The following is a 20,307-nucleotide window of genomic DNA, read 5'->3' as shown; positions in this document are numbered from 1 at the left end:
AGCGGGCCAGTGGTGGCGGGAACGACCCGGAGTGTGCTTAGAGCTCGACGGTCTCGCCCGACTCCGTCCGGAGCACGAGCCGGTAGCCCGTTGCGGGCCCGGCGACGATCGGCGCCGCCCCGTCGCCGAGACCGAGCGCGTCGATCACCGGTCGGAGGGTTCCGGGGTCCGGCTCGACACGCTCGAACGAGACGAGCTCGATCGTGGGGATGTCGGCGAGGCCGGGGTGCGGCGTCCTCCCCCAGTCGATGAGGAACGGCACGTCCAGCCGCTGCCCCGGACCGCGGGTCAGCCGCCATTCCAGCAGCTCTCCGGCGGGGGTGCGGCGCGACAGGTCGCCGACGTCGCCCGGGTCGTAGCCGTGCTCTCGAGCGTGGTGGACGGTCGCCTGGATGTCGTCGGGATGGACCGCATACGCCTGGACGGACGGCGCCTCGAGCGACGCGATGTCGAACGTCGCGGGCAGTGCACGATCGCTCCGGTCCGGGTCGGGACCGATCAGCTCGAGGTACTGCGGCCCGCGGCGGCCGTCGATCGTCAGCGCGACGAGCGCGTTCGCGGTTCCCGTCGGGTGCGCGCCGCCCGGGGCGGCGGTCACGCCGGTGCGGGCGGCGAACCAGGCGACCAGCTCGGCGAGGTCGGGGCCGGCGATGACGACGTGATCGAGTCGGGTCGGGATGCTCATGCGTCACTCCCCTCGGTCGCGCGGCGGCGCGCGGGCACCTCGGGCTCGCCGAGCGAGAGCATGAGCCGATTCGCCCAGTTGAAGAAGGCGGCGCCGTTGACCACGTCCACGATCTCCGCGACGTCGAGGCCCGCGGCGACCAGACGGTCGACGTCCGCTCCGTCGAAGGCGAGCGGGGTGTCGGCGAGCGCGACGGATGCCGCGACGACGGCGTTCCAGGTCTCGTCACCGACGTCGGCGCCCGTACCCTCGTCGAGGAGGCGCTGCACGTCATCGCGACGCCCCGACTCGCGGGTCGCCGCCGCCGCGTGGACGGAGGCGCAGAACACGCACCCGTTCCGGCGCGATGTGGCCGCGGCGGCGAGCTCGCGCTCGGCCCTCCCGATGCCTCCCGAGACGTTGAAGAAGATGTCGAGGTCGGTCAGCGTCCGGGCGCGAAGCGCCTCGGGGTCGCGGGCCAGCAGACGGAAGTAGGGCATCTTCGCACGCGCCGGCTCGATGAGCGCATCGCGCTGCTGAGCGGTGAGGTCGTCCTCGGCGACGGGCTCGAGCCACGGCACCCACCCGAGGCCCTCCTGGGTGAACGCCTCCGGGCGGGCGAGCTCGGCGTGGTCGGTGACGGGACTGGTCATGAGGATGCTCCTTCGACGGATGCCGGGTCGACGGCCGAGACCGCATGGCCCGCGATCACGCGGAGCCCCCAGGCGCTGCGCAGCTGGAACGCGAGGAAGGCGACGAGCTGAGAGAGGGTGACGATGTCGTCGGCGCTCCACCCGGCCGACACGAGCGCCCGGAGGTGTTCCGGTCGGGCCTCGCGCGGCCGGAACACCAGGAGGTGGGCGTGCGCGAGGGCGGTGGCCAGCCGCTCGCCGAGCGCCGGCACGGCGGCGGGCTCGGCCGACCAGTGCGGCCCGTCGAGGTCCTCCGACCGCAGCCCCGGCTCGCGGTACCGCCCGTACGGTCCGCTCGCGCGCGCGGATTCGGCTGCAGCGTGGACGGCGACCGCGAGTGCCGGCGCCTCGTCGTCGAGGAGGTCGCCATAGAACGACACCGCCTGCGGGAAGCCGTGGAGCTCGGCCACGAACGCGGCGACGGCGTACCGTTCGGCCACGGGGAGGCTGCCCGGGTCGGCGGGCTCGAGGAGCGCCTCGAAGCTGCGCTGGGCGTTCTCGCGCGCCTGCTCTCGCGAATCCCGAACGCGCGAGAGCGCATCGCCGGGGCGGATGCCGGCGAGCAGGTCGATGATGTCTGCGGATGCGGTGGTCACGCGGTGGTCTCCTCACGGTGGTGGGTCGAGCGGGGTGCGGGGGCGGATCCTGCGGCGATGGCGCCGGTCGTCCGGTGCGCGCCGTGGAGCGAACGCACCGCCTCGGGACCGACCGACAGCCCCAGCCGGGGCGCGACCTCCTCGGCCAGCAGCTGCAGGGAGCGCAGCGTGAGCTCGTGCGTCGCCGCGATCGAGTGGACCTGGAACGACACGTCCGTCGCTGCCGCGAGCGTCTCATCGCGCGCGAGCGACGACACGACCTCGTCGACGGTGCCGACGTGCGTGTCGGTGATGCGCACGAGCTCGTCGATGCCGACGCCGTCGACGTCGGTTCCGTGCATCGTCGCCGCGAGCCGCCGCAGACCGTCCTCGGCGAGCTCGAGCGCCCGCGTGCGGTTCTCGGGATCGACGACCAGGCCGGTCCGCGAGGCGAGCACCCGCACCGGCGCGCCCTCGGGGAGAGCATCCCGGTACGCCGCGATGATCGGGAGCTGCAGGTCGTGCAGGGGCGCGCCCGGTTCCCGGGCGGTCCGCGGCTGCGTCCGCGACAGCAGCAGACCGTCACCGCGCGCTCCCGCACGACGGCCGCCGTCGACCGAGAAGGTCGCCTGCCAGACCCGCTCGCCGAGGTCTCCGGCAGCGGGGTAGATGCGCGAGTCCGTGCCGCGCACCCCGCGGCCGGCGAGCGCATCCGTGAAGACGGCGAGGTGGTCGTCGAAGATCTCGCGCCGTCGGTCGGGGTCGTGCCCGAACGCGGCGAACGACGACGGCGTGCCCCCCGATGCGACGCCCAGCTGCACCCGGTTGCCGCTGAGCAGGTCGAGGACCGCGGCGTCCTCCGCCGCGCGCAGCGGGTCGTCGATGGGCAGGGTGAGCACGGCGGTCGCGAGGCCGATGCGCGAGGTGCGCTCGGCGGCCGCGGCGAGGAGCACGAAGGGCGAGGGCAGCCCGCCCTCGTCCTCGCCGAAGTGATGCTGCGCGACCCATCCCGACGCGAAGCCGGATCGCTCGGCCTGCTCGATCTGCTCGATCGCGAACCGGTAGCGCTCGGCCGCGGTCGTGTCCTCGAGCAGGCGTGTGAAGAATCCCAGTCGTGGTCCACTCACGCTGTGGCCTCCTGATTCGTTGCGGTCGGGGAACCCTCGGCTGCCGGCAGGGCCGACGAGCGCAGCCCCGTGCCGGGGATGGCGTCGAGCAATCGCCTCGTGTAGTCGTGCTGCGGCGCGTCGAACACGCGGGCCACGGGTCCCTGCTCGACCTGGACGCCGCGGCGGAGCACGGAGACGGTGTCGCTGACCTGCCGGACGACGGCCAGGTCGTGCGAGATGAAGACGTAGGTGAGGTCGAGGTCGTCCTGCAGCCGCGCGAGCAGGCGCAGGATCTGGGCCTGGACGGTCACGTCGAGCGCCGAGACGGCCTCGTCCAGCACGACGAGCTGTGGTTCGACGATCAACGCCCGGGCGATGGCGACGCGCTGGCGCTGCCCGCCCGACAGCTCGCGCGGGTGCCGCAGCCCGATCTCGGGTGCGAGCGAGACGAGCTCGAGGTGGTGCGCGACACGTTCCGCGCGGTCGGCGCGGCTGCCGATGCCGAAGTTGCGCAGCGGCTCGGTGAGGACGGCGGAGATCGTCTGACGTGGATCGAGCGACGCGTAGGGGTTCTGGTAGACGAGCTGTGTCGTCCGGTGGAACTCCCGGCGCGAGCGCAGGGCGGTCACCTCGGTGTCGCCGACCCGTACGGTGCCGCCCGTCGGGCGGTGGAAGCCGGCGATGCTGCGCCCGATCGTCGTCTTGCCCGATCCCGACTCGCCCACGAGCGCATGAGTCGTCCCGCGCGGCACGACGAACGAGACGTCGTCGACGGCGACGAGCGGGGCGCGCCCCGGGCGTGCGAACTCCTGACGAATGCCTCGCACCGCGACGAGGGGCGGCTCGCTCGTGTCGACGCTCGGCGCCTCGCGAGCGACGACGCGTGCCAGTGAGGGGGCATCGGCCAACAGGGTGCGGGTGTAGGGCGACGACGGTGAGGCGAGCACCGACGCCGAACGGCCGGACTCCTGCACCTGGCCGTCCCGCATCACGACGATGTCGTCCGAGCGGTCGGCGGCGACGGCGAGGTCGTGCGTGATGAACAGGATGCCGGTGCCGGTCTCGCGCCGCAGCTCGTCGAGCAGGTCCAGGACCGTGCGCTGCACCGTGACGTCGAGGGCGCTCGTCGGCTCGTCGGCGATGACCAGCTCGGGTTCGAGGGCGATCGCGGCGGCGATCAGCACGCGCTGCCGCATCCCACCCGACAGCTCGTGCGGATACTGACGTGCGCGCGCCTCCGGGTCGTCGATGCCGACGCGGTCGAGGAGGTCGATCACGCGCGCACGGATGCGCGCGCCGTCACGCCAGCCATGGATCCGCAGCGGCTCGGCGACGCTCGCGCCGATCGTCGCGACGGGGTTGAGGGAGCTGCCGGGGTCCTGCGGGATGAGACCGATGCATCGTCCGCGCAGCTGTCGCCAGCGGCGCTCGGCGAGTCCGACGAGTTCGACCGGCCCGCCGCTGCGCTCGTCGAGGCGGATCGAGCCGCCCGCGACCCTGCCGTTGCCGGCGAGCAGTCCGATGACCGACTGCGCGACCGACGACTTGCCCGAGCCCGACTCTCCCACCAGAGCCGTGACGCCCCCGGCGGCCACATCGAGCGAGACGCCGCGCACGGCATCGACCGGTCCGCGGCGCGTGCGGTAGCGGACGGCGAGGTCGCGGATCTCCAGCAGGGGTCGCGCGCTCACTCGGCACCTCCCTGGATGGCGTGGCTGAGGCGGTTGGTGGCGAGCACGACGACGGCGACGACGGCGCCCGGCAGCACGGTGAGCCACCAGGCGGTCGCGACGTAGTCGCGCCCCTCCGCGATCAGGAGCCCCCATTCGGGCGTCGGCGGGGGCGCGCCGTACCCCAGGAAGCCCAGAGTCGAGATCTGCAGGATCGCCGATCCGAGCTGCAATGCGGCGAGCGCGAGGACCGGCGTCAGCGAGTTCGGCAGGATGTGCCGGAACAGCACGCCGGCGGCCGTCGAGCCCGAGCCGTAGGCGGCCTCGACGAAGTCGCTGACCCGCACGCTCACGACCTGCGAGCGGGCGAGGCGGGCGAAGACGGCGATGGAGGTGACCCCCACCGCGATGGCGGCGTTGGTCGTGCCGAAACCGAGCAGGATGACGACGCTGAGCGACAGCAGCAGACCCGGGATGGCCAGCAGCACGTCGACGAAACGCATCAGCACGTCGTCGACGGCCCCGCCGACGGCGCCTGCGGTGATGCCGATCGCGCTGCCCGCGATGAGCCCGACGAGCACCGCGACGAGGGCTCCCACGATCGACTGCGATGCGCCGTGCACGACGCGCGCGTAGACATCGCGCCCCGTGGCATCCGTCCCGAACCAGTGCGCGGCGCTCGGCGCCTGCAGCGAGGCGGCGACCGTCTCGGTCGGGCTCTGCCCCGTGAACAGCCCGGGGGCGAGCGCCCACGCGAGGGCGACGAGCACGACGACCGCGGGGACGACGAGCCCCGGCCGCACGAGCGAGCGCCAGCGCGCCGGCGCCGTCGGGACGGGGCCGGGCTCGACGGAGCCGGGCGGGGGCATGAGCGCGGTCATCGTCCCGCTCCGTTCGAGATGGCATCTGTCGAGACGTCCGCCGCTGCGCTCGCGCCCGTCGCGGCGGCCGCGCCCACGGCTGCGGCTCCCGACGACGGGCTGCGGCGACCACGACGAGCGCCGGTTCGCAGGCGCGCGTCGAGGACGGGGTAGAGGAGGTCGACGATCAGGTTGATCGTCACGAAGGCGACCGTCGAGATCACGACGACGGCCAGCAGCACCGGGGTGTCGCGCGTCTGCACGGCCTGGGCGGTGAGCTGGCCGATGCCGGCGCGCGCGAAGACGGTCTCGGTGACGACCGCCCCGCCGACGAGCTCTCCGAAGAGCAGGCCGCCCATCGTGAGGGTGGGCAGCAGCGCGTTCCGCGCGACGTTGCGCCACAGCAGCCAGGATGTGCTCGCGCCGCGGGCGCGAACGACGGTGACGAAGGGCTGCTCCCTGACCTCGTCGATGCTGCGCGTCAGCACCTGGGCCAACGGCGCCGCGATCGGGATGGCGAGGGTCAGCACCGGCAGCACCAGCGCCTGAACCGGGTCGGCTCCGATCGCCGGGATGAGTCCCAGCCGGAACGAGAACACCTGGATGAGGATGATGCCTATCCAGAAGACCGGGAGCGAGACGAACAGCGGGGGAAGCCCGCGGAACAGGCGGCGCAGCCAGCGTCCGGCACCGTAGGTCGCGGTGAAGGCGATCGTCACGGCCAGGACGACGGCGACGGCGAGACCCAGGACGGCGAGCACGAGGGTGGGGGGCAGCGCCGTCGCGATGAGGTCCGAGACGGCGGCGCCGCTGCTGACCGAGTATCCGAAGTCGCCCGTGAGGAATCCCGCGATCGATCGGACGTACTGCACGATGAGGGGCTGGTCGGCACCGAGCGCCTCTCGGATGGCCTGCACCTGCTCGGCGGTGAGACCGAGCTCGGGATTGGCGTACCGGGCGATGACGGCGTCGCCCGGCAGCGCCGCCAGCAGCAGGTACGCGACGGTGTAGGCGAGCACGAGCACGAGCAGCGCCTGCCCGATCCGACGCAGCACGTACGTCGTCACGGCCGTGGCCGCCCCGCCGACGGCGCCCGGCCGGTCCCGACCGGGCTCGTCACTGCGCGAGCCAGGTCTGGTAGAACGACGGGCGTCCCACGGACTCGGTCGAGAACCCGTGCACCGTCGGCCCGACACCGAACACCTGCGGCTCCTCGAAGATCGGGAGGATGTAGGCGTTCTCGGCGAGATAGCGCTGCGCGGCCGCCGACGCCTCCTGCCGCTGCTCGGTGGTCGGCTCGGAGGCGATCGCCGCGAGGAGGCGATCGAGCTCGGGGTCGCGGACCGAGCCGCTCGCCGGGTCGCGGTTGAGGAGGGTGTTGCGGTTGCCCGAGAAGTACTGCGACTTCAGCACATCGAAATCGGCCCGGCCGACCATGGAGTGGTACACCTGGATCTGGCCGATGTCGGCCGACGCGGCCGTCTGGGCGGCCTGGTCGCCCGAGAAGAGCTCCACCTGGATGCCGATCTTGGCCAGCTGCTCCTGGATGAGCGTCACGACCTCGCGGGAGCGCGGCTGCGGCAACGCCTCGTTGAACGTGAGCTCCAGCTTCTGACCGTCCTTCTCGCGCACGCCGTCGGAGCCGAGCGACCACCCGGCCTCGTCGAGGAGGTCGGCCGCCGCATCCGGGTCGTAGACGTAGGAGTCGGACGTGTCGATGTATCCCAGCGCGGTGGTGGCGAGTGCGCCGGTGGCCAGCGGGTAGTTGTCGGTGAAGAGGGTGTCGATGATCTCCTGCCGGTCGATGCCGGCGATGATCGCCTGCCGGACGCGGATGTCGGAGAGCCGGTCGTCGCCGAACCGGAAGCTCAGACCGTTGTTGACGCCGTTCGTCGCGGATGCCACCAGCGAGAGTCCGCCGGCGGCGAACTGGGCCTCGTCGGGCGCCTCGATCTGACGCGCGATGTCGGCCTGCCCCGCCACGACCGTGCCGACGCGGACGCTGTCCTCCGCGGCCACGATGAACTCCACACCGTCGAGACGGGCGGCGCCCTGGTGCTCGAGCGAGTCGGGCGCCCAGTCGTAGTCGTCGCGCGACGACAGGGTCGTCTTCGTACCCAGATCCTCGGCGGAGACGACGAAGGGGCCGCTTCCGACGATGTCCTCGGCGTTTCCGGGACCGAATCCTTCACTCGCCCGGTCGAGGGTCTCGTCCGAGAGCAGACCGGAGTTGATGGTCGACACCGCCTGGGCGAAGCCCGGCGACGGAGCGGTGAAGCGGAACGTCACCGTGTCGTCGCCCGTGACCTCGCCGCGGTCGTAGTTGTTGATGGCCTCCGAGACGGGCAGGGCTCGCTCGGTGTCGCCTCGACCGTAGAGGTCGATGTTCTTGACGACGTTCTCGGGCGTCAGCGCGCTGCCGTCGGAGTAGGTGACGTCGTCGCGGATCGTGAAGGTGTACTCCGTGGCGTCGGCGTTGACGGTGTACTCCGTCGCGATCCACGGTTCGAGCTCGAGCGTCTCGGGATCTTGGTAGAGCAGCCGGTCGGTGATGTTGTTGACGATGCCGCCGTTTGGGTAGAAGCCGGCGCTGGGCGGGTAGAGCGTCGTCCACGCCTGCGGCTCGAGGTAGGTGAGCGTTCCGCCGTCCTGCGGCTCGCCGGCCTCCCCTGCGGCACCGGAGGTCGTGCCGGCGGAGCAGCCGGCGATGAGCGCGGCGGCGGCGACGGCGGAGGCCGTCGCGAGGAGTGCACGGGCGAAGCGAGGCATGAGGTCTCCTGGAGGTGCAGAACGACGTGGGATGCACACACCCCACCACGCCGGACCCCGTCGGCACCAAACCGTCCTTCACAGTGCGTAAACAAGCGCCCGCCCGAGGTGCACCGACGGCGGTCCTCGGGCGGGACGGACGCTCAGGACTCCTGTCGCGCCAGCAGTGCCACCGGGTAGGTGTCGAGGAGGTCGGCCAGACGCACCGCCCCGCCCTCCCATGCCCGGCCCGTCAGCTGGTCGATGTGACGTCCCGGCGGGACGAGCACGACGGTGTCGGCCCACCCGCCGCGGGCGGCGAGGCCCACGGGCAGCCGCGTGGCGACCGTGACGGAGCCGCCGCGATCGAAGGCGACGGCGTGGTCGCCGGCCGGCCCGATGACCGGCAGCGGGGCGTAGCGGGTGAAGAGCTCGGGGCGATCTCGCCGCAGTCGCAGCGCACGCGAGACGACGAGCAGCTTCGCGGCTCCGGAGTCGTCGACCTCGGGATGCCAGCCGGCGTCGAGCCGCGCCAGCAGCTCGCGTCGCTCGGCGAAGTCGACGTCGCGGCGGTTGTCGGGGTCGACGAGCGAGAGGTCCCAGAGCTCGGTCCCCTGATAGACGTCGGGCACGCCGGGTGCGGTGAGCTGCAGCAGCTTCATCGACAGCGAGTTCGAGCGCCCGGGGGCGGTGACCTCGGCGACGAGCCCCTCGACGATCTCGCGCGCAGCTCCGTCGGCCGCGTCGACCAGCGCGTGCACGCGCGCCTCCCCGTTCTCGTCGGGGTCCGACCACGACGTGACGATCCCGCCCTCGCGAGCGGCCTTCTCGGCGTAGTCGTGCAGACGCGCGTCGGCCGCCGGCCAGGCGCCGACGATCGCCTGCCACAGGAGGTCGTCGAAGCGGCCGTCGCCGGTCGAGGCGACGGCGCGCAGGCGGTCGAGCGTCTCGGTCCAGCGCTGCGGCATCTCGGCGAGCACCGAGAGGCGCGCGCGCACATCCTCGCTGCGCTTGGTGTCGTGCGTGCTGAGCGAGGTCAGAGCGTGCGGCCAGGAGGCCTGCCGCTGCGCCTGTGCACGGTGGTAGCCGGCCACGTCGAGCGCGAACACGCCGGGGTCGCCGCCCACCTCGGTGAGCGTCCCGAGGCGCGGGTAGCGATAGAACGCGGTGTCCTCGACGCCCTTGGCCATCACGGGGCCGGTGGTCTGCCCGAACCGGCGGCTGAGCTCGGTGTCACCCGAGGTCACCAGCGGGGCGAGGACGGCGACCGCCTCGGCCAGGTCGGGACGCGCAGCGGATGCCGCGGCCACGGCCTCGGCCACCAGCTCACTGCCGGCCGGCGGGTAGACCCGGTAGACCGAGAAGCTCGTGAGCAGCTCGGCGAACGCGTCGCGGGCGAGGTCGTCTCCGAGCTCTTCGCGCACGTCCGCGGGGAGGCTCCGCACCAGACGACCGACCTCGGCGGCCTGGATCGTGTCGGCGACCGCGCGTTTGGCCACGCGCACCACGTCGTCGTATCCCGCGTCGGCGCCGTCGGGGCGCAGTGCCGCGTCGAGCTCGTCGAGCGCGCTCTCGCCGGCCGGATCGATGAGCACCCGGTCGAGCTCGGCCATCGCGTCGTACCCGGTCGTCCCGGCCGTCGCCCACCATGCGGGCAGCTGCTCGGGGTGGTCGGTGGCGGCGTGCTCGAGGATCTTCTCGACCACGACGTACACGCCGCCGGTCGCCTGCGCCAGCTGATCGAGATAGCCGCCCGGGTCGGCGAGGCCGTCGGGGTGGTCGATCCGCAGACCGTCGACGAGGCCCTCGCGCAGCCAGCGGAGGATCTCGGCGTGACTGGCCTCGAACACCTCCGGCAGCTCCACGCGCACACCGGCGAGGGTGGTCACCGCGAAGAACCGGCGGTAGTTGAGCTCGGTGGCATCGTCACGCCAGAAGCCGGCACGCCAATGCTGCGCGGCGAGCACGGCGTCCACCGTGGCCGGGTCGGTCGTCGCCGCCGCCGGGGCGGTCCCGTCGGCCAGCGGCAGCACGTGGTCGTAATAGCGCGCCACGCCCGTGGCCCCGTGCGCCTCGTCGCCGCGCGCTGGCGAGACCTCGATCTCACCCGCGGCGACGGCGTCCCGCAGCGGGGCGCCCAGGATCGGGAGGCTCAGCTTGCCGCCGCCGTGGTCCCAGTCGATGTCGAACGCCGCAGCGTGCACCGAGTCGCGGCCGCGGAGCAGCACGTCCCACCACCAGGGGTTCTCCGCGGGTACGGCGACCCCCTGGTGGTTCGGGACGATGTCGACGAGCACGCCGAGACCGGCGTCACGGGCGGCGGCCGCGAAGCGCGCGAGCGCCTCGGGCCCGCCGCGCCGCGGATCGACCTTCGTCGGGTCGACGACGTCGTAACCGTGGTCCGACCCCTCGGCCGCCGCGAGCAGCGGCGAGAGATACGCCCAGTCGACCCCGAGTTCGCGAAGGTAGTCGGTCAGCCCGGCCGCCGCGTCGAGATCGAAGCCCGGCCGGATCTGCAGCCGATACGTCGAGACCGGGGTCGTCATCGTCCGGGCACCTCCGGGGTGGGGGCCTCGGCGCTGACGATGTCGATCGGCGAGGTGTAGCCGGCTGCGAGCGACGCCGCGACCGAGTGATCGACCTCCGGCTCGGGCTCGACGTACTCGCCGAGAACGACGAGCGACTTCGGTCGGACGCCGATCGACTTGCCGCCCTCGAGCGGCTCCGAGCCGACGAGCTCGCCGCTGGTGTCGATGAGGACCTCCCAGCGGTCGCTGTAGTCATCGGAGGGCACGGCGAAGTCGACCTGCTCGTCGCCCGCGTTGAACAGGACGAAGAAGTGGTCGTCCGAGATGTCCTCGCCACGACGATCGCGCTCGCGGATGCCGTCGCCGTTGAGGAACACCGCGACGGCGCGGCCGAAGCCGGAATCCCAGTCCTCGGGCTGCATCGCGCTGCCGTCCGGCCGCAGCCACACGATGTCGGGCAGCGGGGCGCCCTCCTCCCGACGCACCGGTCGGCCGTCGAAGAATCGGCTGCGGCGGAACGTGGGGTGCAGCCGGCGCAGGCGAGCAAGAGCCGCGGTGAACTCGATGAGCGGCTGGTCGACCTGGTCCCAGTGGATCCAGGTCAGCTCATTGTCCTGCGCGTAGCCGTTGTTGTTGCCCTGCTGCGTGCGACCGAGTTCGTCTCCGTGGCAGATCATCGGAACGCCCTGGCTCAGCAGCAGCGTCGCGAGGAAGTTGCGCTGCTGCCGACCGCGCATCGTCAGCACCTCGGGGTCGTCTGTGGGCCCCTCGACGCCCATGTTGTAGGAGCGGTTGTGCGACTCGCCGTCGTTGCCGTCCTCGCCGTTGGCGTCGTTGTGCTTCTCGTTGTACGACACCAGGTCGCGCAGGGTGAAGCCATCGTGAGCCGTGACGAAGTTGATGGATGCCACCGGCCACCGGCCGTCGTGCTCGTACAGGTCGGCCGAGCCGGTCAGACGCGAGGCGAACTCACCGAGCGTCGAGGCCTCGCCCCGCCAGAAGTCGCGGACGGTGTCGCGGTACTTGCCGTTCCACTCCGTCCACTGCGGCGGGAAGTTGCCCACCTGGTAGCCGCCGGGGCCGATGTCCCACGGCTCGGCGATCAGCTTGACCTGCGAGACGATCGGGTCCTGCTGCACGAGCTCGAAGAACGCCGACAGGCGGTCGACGTCGTAGAACTCGCGGGCGAGGGTGGCGGCGAGGTCGAAGCGGAAGCCGTCGACGTGCATCTCGGTGACCCAGTATCGCAGCGAGTCCATGATGAGCTGCAGCGCGTGGGGATTGCCGACGTTGAGACTGTTGCCGGTGCCGGTGTAGTCGGTGTAGTAGCGCTTGTCGTCGTCTTCGAGGCGGTAGTAGGCCTCGTTGTCGATGCCGCGCATCGACAACGTCGGGCCCATGTGATTGCCCTCCGCGGTGTGGTTGTAGACCACGTCGAGGATGACCTCGATGCCCGCCGCGTGCAGGGCCTTGACCATGGCCTTGAACTCCTGCACCTGCTGGCCGTGGCCGTCGGTCGAGGAGTAGGTGTTCTGCGGGGCGAAGAACGCGATGGTGTTGTAGCCCCAGTAGTTCGAAAGACCCTTCTCCTGCAGTGTGGAGTCGTTGACGAACTGGTGCACCGGCATGAGCTCGAGCGCGGTGACGCCGATCTTCTTGAGGTGCTCGATGACCGCCGGGTGAGCGATACCCGCGTACGAACCGCGGATGTCCTCGGGGATGTCGGGATGCAGCTGCGTGAGGCCCTTCACGTGGGCCTCGTAGATGACGCTCTCGGCGTAGGGGATCTTCGGAAGCCGGTCGCCCGCCCAGTCGAAGAAGGGGTTGATGACGACGCCCTTCATCATGTGGGCCGCGGAGTCCTCCTCGTTGAACGAGTCGGGGTCACCGAAGTCGTACCCGAACACGGGCTGACCCCAGTCGATCTGACCCTCGACGGCCTTCGCATACGGGTCGAGCAGCAGCTTGCTCGGGTTGAAGCGCTTGCCCGACGCCGGGTCGTTCGGCCCGTGGACGCGGTAACCGTAGCGCTGCCCCGGCTGCACGTTGGGAAGGTAGGCGTGCCAGACGTATGCGTCGACGTCGCGCAGGTCGACACACGTCTCGGTGCCGTCCTCGTCGAACAGGCACAGCTCCACCTTCTCGGCGCCCTCGCTGAACAGCGCGAAGTTCGTCCCGTTGCCGTCGAAGGTGGCGCCCAACGGATACGCGGAACCCGGCCAAACCTGCATGTGATCTCCCCTGTTTGTGAGGCTCACACTACTCAGGGCGGACCACCTGGCCCGGTGGACTTGACAAGCTCCCGCGGGGGGCTCGTTCCCGGGTCACCGAGGGTCGATGCCCTCGTGCTCCTCGGGGTAGTACGACGAGCGCTCCTCGCGCGCCACGGTCAGCGACATCATGCCGAGGGCGCTCAGCTTGGCACGCGACGCGGTCTCGGCGTCGATCTTGCCCTGCTCCAGAAGCCGATCCACCGCGGCGTTCCGGCCCGCGAGGACGTGGTCGCGCACCTCTGGTGCGAGCTCGCTCACGGTCTGCTCGACGTTCTCGATCGGATTCCGCGGGCCGGTCTTCACCGTGGCCCGACGCACCCACAGGCCCGCGTACAGAGCGATGTCCGCAAGGACCGGCGCCAGCCACCAGAGGGGCGCGCCGGAATCCGGGTCGCTGAGCGACCCCGAGACAGCGATGCCGAGGGTGATCAGCCCCGGCACGATGTGCGCGAGATAGAGCCTGCGCACCGCTGCCATCGCGGTGGCCCGCGGTCGATTGCGGTGGATCGATTCGGTGACGACGGTGATCGCCACGCTCACCAGCGACGCGACGCCCGCCAGCTCCAGCGGCATCTGGCCGCCCTCGGCGCGCAACGCCCACAGGAGCATCGAGCCCGCGCCGACGGTGGGCGCCGCGATGGAGAGGACGTAGAGAAGGGTCTGCAGACAACCGCCCGCCGATGCCCGCCCGTACTCCTTCTCCCACGCGGCCTTCGGGCCGAGGACGGCGACCGCTCGCTGGGTGTACGGCGCGTCATCCAGGGACCGCAGCTCCAGGCGCCACCAGAGCACCGCATCCCAGGTGGGGGCATCATCGACCAGCGGTTCGAGGGGGCGTGCGCTCATACCACCCATCTTTCCTCGTCGCGCTCGAAGGCGTCGGCGATCTGCCTCGCGCCGTCCCCCCGGGCTTCCGGGACGTACTCGTCGACCGCGAGCGTGTCGATGATCGTCTCGGTCAGCGGGTCGACGATCGACAGGATCGGAACCGGAACAGGACCGAGGGTGACCGCGACCGCCCCCCGCTCTCCGAGGAACAGCCACCGCCGCTCCGCGAACGTCCGCTCCTGCACGCGCTGCACGAGCGCGACGGACGAGCCTGCCCCCAGCCCCTCAGCCGAGATCATCTCGTGGACGGGGCGCAACAGGCACGATCGTGGCCACAGGAAGTCCTCCTGCTCGTCTCGACTCGGCCGGTCCGGCGAGTACATGACGGTGAAGGGCGCGGCGATCTGTGGCTCGGGCAGGAAGAACAGCGCGGCCGACCGGCCGTCTCGCGAAGCCCGAACGAGATCGGCGGCCAAGTTCTCGATCCGAGAGACCGCTGCCTCATCCAGCGCGATCTCGTCCCTGATGTGCGCGGCGTACTCGACAGCAGCTGTCCGCGCCCAGGCGCGGCCCGTGTCGTCGTCGTCCATCCCCGACGGAATGGGGATGACCCGGTTGGTGTCGTAGCGATATCGGACGTTCATCTCTCGGCATCCCATTGGAAGGTGGCGACGTGCGCATCCATGAGCTCCACCCACTTCTCGAGTCGCGGGTCGTCCCCGGCTCGATCGCGTTCGTGAGGAATGGTCAGAGTCCACTGCACGGCTTTGCCGCGGTTGGTCCCCGGCACGGGGATGAGGTAGTTCACCATCGTCGTGTCGAGGTCGACGTCCTCCATCGAGACCGGTCGCCGCTCGGTCCAGCGCACGATCCTGAACTCGTCGTCGATCGCGACGCCGCCGCGGCTGATCGCGCTTCTCACGATGTCGTCGAGCGGCACCTGCGGCGTGCCCACGCGGACGGCGGCCACCAGGCTCGCCGCGCCCAGAGACCACGTCGGCGAATCATCTCCCGCGAAGGCGAGGGCGACCGCCTGCTGCGAGCGCATCGCGCTCACGGCCCGTTCGACCTGCCCGCTGAGCGAGGCGAACAGATCGGGACGGTGCTGCCGCGCGAGCCGCGCTCCGGCTCGATCGAGCAATGCGTCTCGGGAACGATCGCTCAGGTCGTGCGCCTCCCACCCCGGGGGCAGCATCATCCGGAATCGCCGGCCGGTTTCGGCCTCGCCGAGGATCTCGGATCGCAAACCCGCCACATCAGCTCCCTGGAAAGTCATCATCGGCGATCGTGAACTCGCGCATCACGACCATAGACGGTGATTCCAGTCGAACGCCTCGCCGACCGTGGCCGCGTTCGATCCGCTCGCCCAGCCGATGACGTCTGAGACCAGGGAGTACTGGGCGTGGGAGGTGCTCACGAGGGTGTCGACGGCGCCGATCGCGGTGCCCGGCACACGAGACCACTCATCGACGGTCTTGCCGCTGAACAGCTGCGAGGCGAAGTTGCCCGCGCCCTCGACGAAGGTCATCCCGTGGAAGGCGTTCATGCCCGCCGCCCAGTCGCTGACGCTGGCCGAACCGCGGCCGGTCCACCGCGCGAAGTCCTGCGCGAACGACATGCTCTCGCCGGCCGCTCCGGAGAACTTCCCGACGATGGAGCCGAAGGGGATGACGCCGATGACGGCGAAGGCCAGGTCCCAGCCGTCGGCGTCGCCATAGGCCATCTGCGCGATGGTCACGACGAGGGCAGCCACGGCGACGATCGTTCCGATGAGCGCGATGATCGGCCCACCGACGACGATGGCGAGAACCGCCAACACCATGCCCGCCACGGCGAGGACGGCCGAGGCCGTCTCGAGGAAGCCGCGGAAGTCGTCGTCCCAGCTGTCCTCGATGGAGTTGCTCGTGTCTTCACGGATGCCGGCCGCCGCGGACGAGAAGGCGCCGTACCAGGTGTCGTACTCGAGGTCGTAGTCGGCGGCTCGCGCGTCCCAGTCCCCCCGCGCGTTCGTCGCCGACGCCGCGGCCGCATCCCGGTCGCTCTCGTACTCGTCCTCGGCCTGCTGCCGAAGCACGGGGTCGTCGGCGTCGTCGCCCGTCGGGTACGACGGCGACGACCACGCGGCCTGGTCGGCGGCCTGCTGCGCCTGCGTGTAGGCGGTCCACAGCTCGGCGAGCTCGTCCACGATCACGCGGATCCGCGGCTGCGAGGCCTCGAGCTGAGTGCCATAGGCCGAGATGTGGGGGCCGACAGCCTGATAGAGGTTCGCGGCACGTCGGAGCTCGGAATAGACCTCTTCCGACAGCTCGCGGAGCTTGTCGATCGCGTCGCCCTCCATGTCGGACCCGTCGGTCGCGAGTCGGTCGAGGAGGTCGGCCGAGCTGGCCATGGCGGCTGCGAGCGAGGTCAGCTCCGAGCCGCGGTTCACCACGTCGGCGGGGTTGCCGTCGAGGTAGTCGATCTCTCGCCCCCGGGGCGATGAGGGCATGGACATACTCATTCTGCGGTCTCCCTCACGATGCTTCTTCGAAGGAGGCGGACGCCTCGCTGTCGAACTCCTGGAAGCCGTCGATCACGGTCTGGGCGTGATCGCGCACTTTCTGGCAATTGCCCATCAACCGCTTGCGGCGGTCGTCCCACCGGCCTTCGAAGTTGTCGGCCGCGTCGTACAGGTCGCTCATCCCGTAGGGACGCGCGACGCCGTCACGAAGCGCGTCGCGACGTGCGCCTGCACGATCGAACTCCTCGATGATGTCGTCGAGAGCTGCCGTCAGCGGCTCCAGCTCGCTGTAGTTGACCTTGACCCCGTTACCCACGATTCCCCTCCCCAGGGTTCAGATTGCACGATGGACGGAGCGCGGCGGATACCGTGTCCGCCGCGCCCTCCCTGGATCAGCCGCCGGCGAGCTGCTGGTCGAGGTCCTGGATCGCGCGCATCATGCCCAGCAGCGAGTCGGACATGTCGTTGATGCCGTCGACCGCGTTCTTCAGACCCGTCGTCAGCTCGGAGTACCCCTCACCGAACTTGCCCGACGCGTGCTGCGTCTTGAAGTCATCACCCAGCAGCGTGTCGACCTGCGACTTCAGGGTGTCCAGCTGCCCCTGAATGTCATCACGAGCCTGCGACAGCGAGTTCGCAACCTGCTCCATCTCGCCATAAGACGCACCGAAATCAGCCATGACGGCCCTCCTCAAGTCAGATAAACCAGCTCCCCTCCGGAGCTGACACTGAAGAACCTACCGACCCGAGCAGCATCGGGTCGATGGGGAGAACTCCCCACCTCCGACATCGGCGGCGATCGAGGGGATCCACCCCGCGCACGCATTCCACAGCGGGGACCCGCCGTCAACCCCGGAGCCGGACGTATGCGAGGGGGCGGAACATCGGCACCCCGCGAAGGCAGAGCGGAACCGAGAGGAGAACCGATGTCGCAGAACCACGGTGAGCCGACGTACGGCTCGCAGGCAGGATCAGCGTCCGACACGACCGGGAAGGCCAAGCAGGAGGCAACCGGCGTCAAGGATGCCGCACAGGCCGAGGCCGGCCACGTCGTCGAGACGGCGAAGCACGAGGCGGCGGGGGTCGTCGGCGAGGCGAAGTCGCAGGCCAAGCAGGTGTATTCGCAGACCAAGCAGGAGCTGACCGACCAGGCCGCGGCCCAGCAGCAGCGGGTGGCGGAAGGACTGCGCTCGATCGGCGAAGAGTTGAACTCGCTCGCGCACGGATCAGAGAACCCGGGCGTCGCGACCGACCTCGTCCGTCAAGCGTCCACTCGCGTGAGCGGAGCCTCGGACTGGCTGGCGCAGCGAGACCCCGGGTCGCTCGTGCACGAGGTGAAGACCTTCGCGCGGCGCCGACCGGGCGTCTTCATCGCCGGCGCGCTGATCGCCGGTGTGGTCGCGGGGCGCCTCACGCGCGCTCTCACCGAGAGCGCCAAGGAGGAGCACGACGCGACCACCGACAGCGACGCGCGCCCGACCGGCGTCGGAACCCCGGTGCCCGCCGGCGGGGTTCCCGCTGCGCCGTCGGCCCCCTCGCCCGCCCCGGTCGGCGCCCCGCTGGATCAGCCGATCGGCTCCCCGGCGACACCGGCCGTCACGACATCGGACGTCGCCGCCGAGTCCACCCCGCTGTACGACAGCTCGCGGGGCCTGTCTCGCGACGAGCCGTACACCGAGGGCATCGGAGACACCCGCGATGACCGATGACGCCACCCCCTCCGAGCAGCAGGCCGCGAACACGTCGCTCGGAGACCTTCTGGGCGAGGTGACCCGCGATCTCTCCGAACTGATGCGTCAGGAGATCAACCTCGCCAAGGCCGAGTTGAAGGAGTCCGGCGCCCGCGCCGGCAAGGGCGCCGGCATGCTCGGCGGCGCGGGATACGCCGCACTCATGGCCATCTTCTTCCTGTCGCTCGCGTTGTGGTGGGCACTCGGCGAGCTGGTGGGACGCGGCTGGTCCGGCGTCATCGTCGCCGTGCTGTGGGGCGTGATCGCCGCCGTGCTGTTCGTGCTCGGACGCGGCCAGCTCAAGAAGGTCCAAGGCGCACCGCAAACGGCGGAGACCCTGGGGAAGATCCCCGACGCACTCAAGAGAAATGAGGAGAACCGATGACCGATTCACCGGAAGCGATCCGTGCCGACATCGAGCGCAAGCGTCGCGAACTGAGCCAGGACACCGACGCTCTCGTCGACAAGGTGACCCCTTCGAAGATCGCGCACCGTCAGACCGACAAGATCAAGGGAGCATTCGGCTCAGTGCGCGAGCGCGTCATGGGCGCGGCCGACGACGCTGGATCCTCACTGCACGGCGCTGGATCGTCCGTCTCGGGCGGCGTCTCCAGTGCGGCGCACAAAGTCGGCGCCACGGCCGAAGGCAACCCTCTCGCCGTCGGGCTCATGGCCTTCGCGGGCGGTCTGCTCGTCGCCTCGCTGATCCCGGCGTCATCCTCGGAGAAGAGGATCGCCGCCGACGTCAAGGAACAGGCTCAGCCGCTGGTCGACGAGGCCAAGAGCGTCGCCCAACAGGTCGGCTCGGATCTGAAGGAGCCGGTGCAGGATGCCGCCTCCGCCGTCAAGGACACCGCGTCCGAGGCGGTCTCCGCCGTCAAGGGCGACGCCCAGGACGGCATCGACAGTGTCAAGGATCGCACCCAGGAGGCGCGCGACAACGTCAGCGGCAGCTGACGCACCTTCACCCGCCTCACGGCGATCCCCCTCCGTGCACCGAGCCCGCGGCCGACAGCCGCCGGCTCGGTGCACGGTCACGATGAGGCCGACCTCCACCCGCCGGCACGACCTTCCCCAGGAGAGTTCCATGTCCTCGCACACCGATGCACGCGACCCCGAGCACCCGGCCAAGCCCGACTCCCTCGCGGATGTCGAGAAGCCCTCGTGGAAACACGTCCTCAAGCGCACGTTCCGCGAGTTCGGCCGCGACCAGAGTCCCGATCTGGCGGCGGGCCTCACCTACTACGCCGTCCTCTCGGCCTTCCCGGGGCTGCTGGCGGTGTTCTCCCTCCTCGGCGTGATCGGCCAGGGTCAGCAGGCGGCGGACGCCGTCCTCGACATCGTGGGGCAGATCGCACCCGGTGCCACGGTGGAGACGCTCCGAGGCCCCGTCGAAGAGCTCGCCGGCTCGCCGTCCGCCGGCTTCGCCCTCGTCTCCGGCATCGTGCTGGCGTTGTGGTCGGCCTCCGGGTACGTCGGCGCCTTCAGTCGCGCGATGAACCGCATCTGGGAGATCGACGAAGGCCGTCCCTTCCTCAAGCTCAAGCCGCAGCAGCTGGGGGTGACGGTGCTCGCGGTGATCCTGGTGGTCATCGCGCTCGTCCTGCTCGTGGTCTCCGGGCCCGTCGCGCAGGCGATCGGCGATGCCATCGGCCTCGGCGACACCGCCGTCCTGGTGTGGCAGATCGCGAAGTGGCCGGTGCTCGCTCTGATCGTCGTCGTGCTCGTCGCCGTGCTGTACTACTTCGGTCCGAACGCCCAGCAGCCGAGGTTCCGGTGGATCAGTGCGGGCGCGCTCATCGCGATCGCCGTTCTCGCGATCGCGACCGCAGGTTTCGGCATCTACGTCGCGAACTTCTCCAACTACGAGCGCACCTACGGTTCGTTCGCCGGGGTCATCGTGTTCCTCCTCTGGCTGTGGATCGCCAACCTCGCCCTGCTGTTCGGTGCCGAGTTCGACGCCGAGCTCGAACGGGGTCGCGAGCTGCAGGCGGGGATGCCCGCGGAGGACAGCATCCAGCTGCCACCCCGTGACACGGCACGCATGGAGAAGACGGCGAAGCAGGAGGCCGAGGAGCGCGCGGAGGCGCGACGGCTGCGTCTGAGCGGCGGCCGCTCGGACTCCTGACC

At 70.7% G+C, this 20,307-nt stretch carries 20 protein-coding genes; 4 read left to right on the top strand and 16 right to left on the bottom strand.

Annotated elements, in window-relative coordinates:
* Window positions 1–37: 37 nt before the first annotated feature.
* The 16 genes from HW566_RS10395 to HW566_RS10320 all read right to left on the bottom strand — a co-directional run bounded on the left by HW566_RS10395 (window position 38) and on the right by HW566_RS10320 (window position 17,127).
* On the bottom strand, window positions 38–685 hold the full coding sequence (locus HW566_RS10395) for a VOC family protein (protein ID WP_178012660.1): 648 nt from the start codon (window positions 683–685) through the stop codon (window positions 38–40).
* Window positions 682–1,317: an alkylhydroperoxidase domain protein gene (locus HW566_RS10390; protein ID WP_178012659.1), complete on the bottom strand. Its 636-nt coding sequence runs from the start codon at window positions 1,315–1,317 to the stop codon at window positions 682–684. Before HW566_RS10390 ends, HW566_RS10395 begins: the two co-directional genes overlap by 4 nt.
* Window positions 1,314–1,952: a CMD domain protein gene (locus HW566_RS10385; protein ID WP_178012657.1), complete on the bottom strand. Its 639-nt coding sequence runs from the start codon at window positions 1,950–1,952 to the stop codon at window positions 1,314–1,316. The genes HW566_RS10390 and HW566_RS10385 overlap by 4 nt, the downstream gene beginning before the upstream one ends.
* Window positions 1,949–3,058: a putative FMN-dependent luciferase-like monooxygenase gene (locus HW566_RS10380; protein ID WP_178012655.1), complete on the bottom strand. Its 1,110-nt coding sequence runs from the start codon at window positions 3,056–3,058 to the stop codon at window positions 1,949–1,951. Before HW566_RS10380 ends, HW566_RS10385 begins: the two co-directional genes overlap by 4 nt.
* Window positions 3,055–4,731, bottom strand: coding sequence for a dipeptide ABC transporter ATP-binding protein (locus HW566_RS10375; RefSeq protein ID WP_178012653.1), 1,677 nt, complete (start codon window positions 4,729–4,731; stop codon window positions 3,055–3,057). Before HW566_RS10375 ends, HW566_RS10380 begins: the two co-directional genes overlap by 4 nt.
* Window positions 4,728–5,591 (bottom strand): ABC transporter permease, encoded by an 864-nt coding sequence (locus tag HW566_RS10370; RefSeq protein ID WP_178012652.1) that lies wholly within the window; start codon window positions 5,589–5,591, stop codon window positions 4,728–4,730. Before HW566_RS10370 ends, HW566_RS10375 begins: the two co-directional genes overlap by 4 nt.
* The gene (locus HW566_RS10365; protein WP_178012650.1) at window positions 5,588–6,637 is read right to left on the bottom strand and encodes an ABC transporter permease; all 1,050 of its coding nucleotides are present in this window, start codon (window positions 6,635–6,637) and stop codon (window positions 5,588–5,590) included. Before HW566_RS10365 ends, HW566_RS10370 begins: the two co-directional genes overlap by 4 nt.
* A 49-nt stretch (window positions 6,638–6,686) precedes the next feature.
* The gene (locus tag HW566_RS10360; protein WP_178012648.1) at window positions 6,687–8,339 is read right to left on the bottom strand and encodes a TIGR04028 family ABC transporter substrate-binding protein; all 1,653 of its coding nucleotides are present in this window, start codon (window positions 8,337–8,339) and stop codon (window positions 6,687–6,689) included.
* Window positions 8,340–8,482: 143 nt separating this feature from the next.
* On the bottom strand, window positions 8,483–10,864 hold the full coding sequence (gene treY / locus HW566_RS10355) for a malto-oligosyltrehalose synthase (RefSeq protein ID WP_178012646.1): 2,382 nt from the start codon (window positions 10,862–10,864) through the stop codon (window positions 8,483–8,485).
* Window positions 10,861–13,077, bottom strand: a complete 2,217-nt coding sequence (gene glgX, locus HW566_RS10350) for a glycogen debranching protein GlgX (protein ID WP_178012645.1) — start codon at window positions 13,075–13,077, stop codon at window positions 10,861–10,863. Before glgX ends, treY begins: the two co-directional genes overlap by 4 nt.
* Before the next feature lie 93 nt (window positions 13,078–13,170).
* Entirely contained in the window at window positions 13,171–13,965 is a 795-nt protein-coding gene (locus HW566_RS10345) for a hypothetical protein (protein ID WP_178012643.1), read from the bottom strand.
* On the bottom strand, window positions 13,962–14,591 hold the full coding sequence (locus tag HW566_RS10340; protein WP_178012641.1) for a hypothetical protein: 630 nt from the start codon (window positions 14,589–14,591) through the stop codon (window positions 13,962–13,964). The genes HW566_RS10345 and HW566_RS10340 overlap by 4 nt, the downstream gene beginning before the upstream one ends.
* A complete protein-coding gene (locus HW566_RS10335) occupies window positions 14,588–15,145 on the bottom strand; it encodes a hypothetical protein (protein WP_178012639.1) in 558 nt (185 codons plus the stop codon). Before HW566_RS10335 ends, HW566_RS10340 begins: the two co-directional genes overlap by 4 nt.
* 102 nt (window positions 15,146–15,247) lie before the next feature.
* Window positions 15,248–16,435, bottom strand: coding sequence for a hypothetical protein (locus HW566_RS10330; protein ID WP_178012637.1), 1,188 nt, complete (start codon window positions 16,433–16,435; stop codon window positions 15,248–15,250).
* Window positions 16,436–16,460: 25 nt separating this feature from the next.
* Complete coding sequence (locus HW566_RS10325; RefSeq protein ID WP_178012635.1) at window positions 16,461–16,763, bottom strand: hypothetical protein; 303 nt, start codon at window positions 16,761–16,763, stop codon at window positions 16,461–16,463.
* A gap of 76 nt (window positions 16,764–16,839) precedes the next feature.
* Complete coding sequence (locus HW566_RS10320; protein ID WP_178011214.1) at window positions 16,840–17,127, bottom strand: WXG100 family type VII secretion target; 288 nt, start codon at window positions 17,125–17,127, stop codon at window positions 16,840–16,842.
* Between the two features lie 246 nt (window positions 17,128–17,373).
* On the opposite strand from HW566_RS10320, the gene HW566_RS10315 reads away from it, so the two are divergent.
* The 4 genes from HW566_RS10315 to HW566_RS10300 all read left to right on the top strand — a co-directional run bounded on the left by HW566_RS10315 (window position 17,374) and on the right by HW566_RS10300 (window position 20,305).
* Entirely contained in the window at window positions 17,374–18,156 is a 783-nt protein-coding gene (locus tag HW566_RS10315; RefSeq protein ID WP_178012633.1) for a hypothetical protein, read from the top strand.
* Window positions 18,146–18,562, top strand: a complete 417-nt coding sequence (locus HW566_RS10310; protein ID WP_178012631.1) for a phage holin family protein — start codon at window positions 18,146–18,148, stop codon at window positions 18,560–18,562. The genes HW566_RS10315 and HW566_RS10310 overlap by 11 nt, the downstream gene beginning before the upstream one ends.
* A complete protein-coding gene (locus tag HW566_RS10305) occupies window positions 18,559–19,134 on the top strand; it encodes a DUF3618 domain-containing protein (RefSeq protein WP_178012629.1) in 576 nt (191 codons plus the stop codon). Before HW566_RS10310 ends, HW566_RS10305 begins: the two co-directional genes overlap by 4 nt.
* Window positions 19,135–19,264: 130 nt before the next feature.
* Complete coding sequence (locus HW566_RS10300) at window positions 19,265–20,305, top strand: YihY/virulence factor BrkB family protein (RefSeq protein ID WP_178012627.1); 1,041 nt, start codon at window positions 19,265–19,267, stop codon at window positions 20,303–20,305.
* Window positions 20,306–20,307: the final 2 nt, after the last annotated feature.

The sequence above is a fragment of the Microbacterium oleivorans genome (assembly GCF_013389665.1).
GTDB classification, from domain to species: domain Bacteria; phylum Actinomycetota; class Actinomycetes; order Actinomycetales; family Microbacteriaceae; genus Microbacterium; species Microbacterium oleivorans_C.
This window is presented reverse-complemented; position numbering and strand designations above follow the sequence as displayed.

Coding starts and splice junctions, on each gene's coding strand:
- HW566_RS10320 (WP_178011214.1), bottom strand. CDS start 17,127: ATGGCTGATTTCGGTGCGTCTTATGGCGAGATGGAGCAGGTTGCGAAC.
- HW566_RS10395 (WP_178012660.1), bottom strand. CDS start 685: ATGAGCATCCCGACCCGACTCGATCACGTCGTCATCGCCGGCCCCGAC.
- HW566_RS10315 (WP_178012633.1), top strand. CDS start 17,374: ATGTCGCAGAACCACGGTGAGCCGACGTACGGCTCGCAGGCAGGATCA.
- HW566_RS10345 (WP_178012643.1), bottom strand. CDS start 13,965: ATGAGCGCACGCCCCCTCGAACCGCTGGTCGATGATGCCCCCACCTGG.
- HW566_RS10340 (WP_178012641.1), bottom strand. CDS start 14,591: ATGAACGTCCGATATCGCTACGACACCAACCGGGTCATCCCCATTCCG.
- HW566_RS10300 (WP_178012627.1), top strand. CDS start 19,265: ATGTCCTCGCACACCGATGCACGCGACCCCGAGCACCCGGCCAAGCCC.
- HW566_RS10305 (WP_178012629.1), top strand. CDS start 18,559: ATGACCGATTCACCGGAAGCGATCCGTGCCGACATCGAGCGCAAGCGT.
- HW566_RS10370 (WP_178012652.1), bottom strand. CDS start 5,591: ATGACCGCGCTCATGCCCCCGCCCGGCTCCGTCGAGCCCGGCCCCGTC.
- treY (WP_178012646.1), bottom strand. CDS start 10,864: ATGACGACCCCGGTCTCGACGTATCGGCTGCAGATCCGGCCGGGCTTC.
- HW566_RS10330 (WP_178012637.1), bottom strand. CDS start 16,435: ATGCCCTCATCGCCCCGGGGGCGAGAGATCGACTACCTCGACGGCAAC.
- HW566_RS10360 (WP_178012648.1), bottom strand. CDS start 8,339: ATGCCTCGCTTCGCCCGTGCACTCCTCGCGACGGCCTCCGCCGTCGCC.
- HW566_RS10335 (WP_178012639.1), bottom strand. CDS start 15,145: ATGATGCTGCCCCCGGGGTGGGAGGCGCACGACCTGAGCGATCGTTCC.
- HW566_RS10390 (WP_178012659.1), bottom strand. CDS start 1,317: ATGACCAGTCCCGTCACCGACCACGCCGAGCTCGCCCGCCCGGAGGCG.
- HW566_RS10310 (WP_178012631.1), top strand. CDS start 18,146: ATGACCGATGACGCCACCCCCTCCGAGCAGCAGGCCGCGAACACGTCG.
- glgX (WP_178012645.1), bottom strand. CDS start 13,077: ATGCAGGTTTGGCCGGGTTCCGCGTATCCGTTGGGCGCCACCTTCGAC.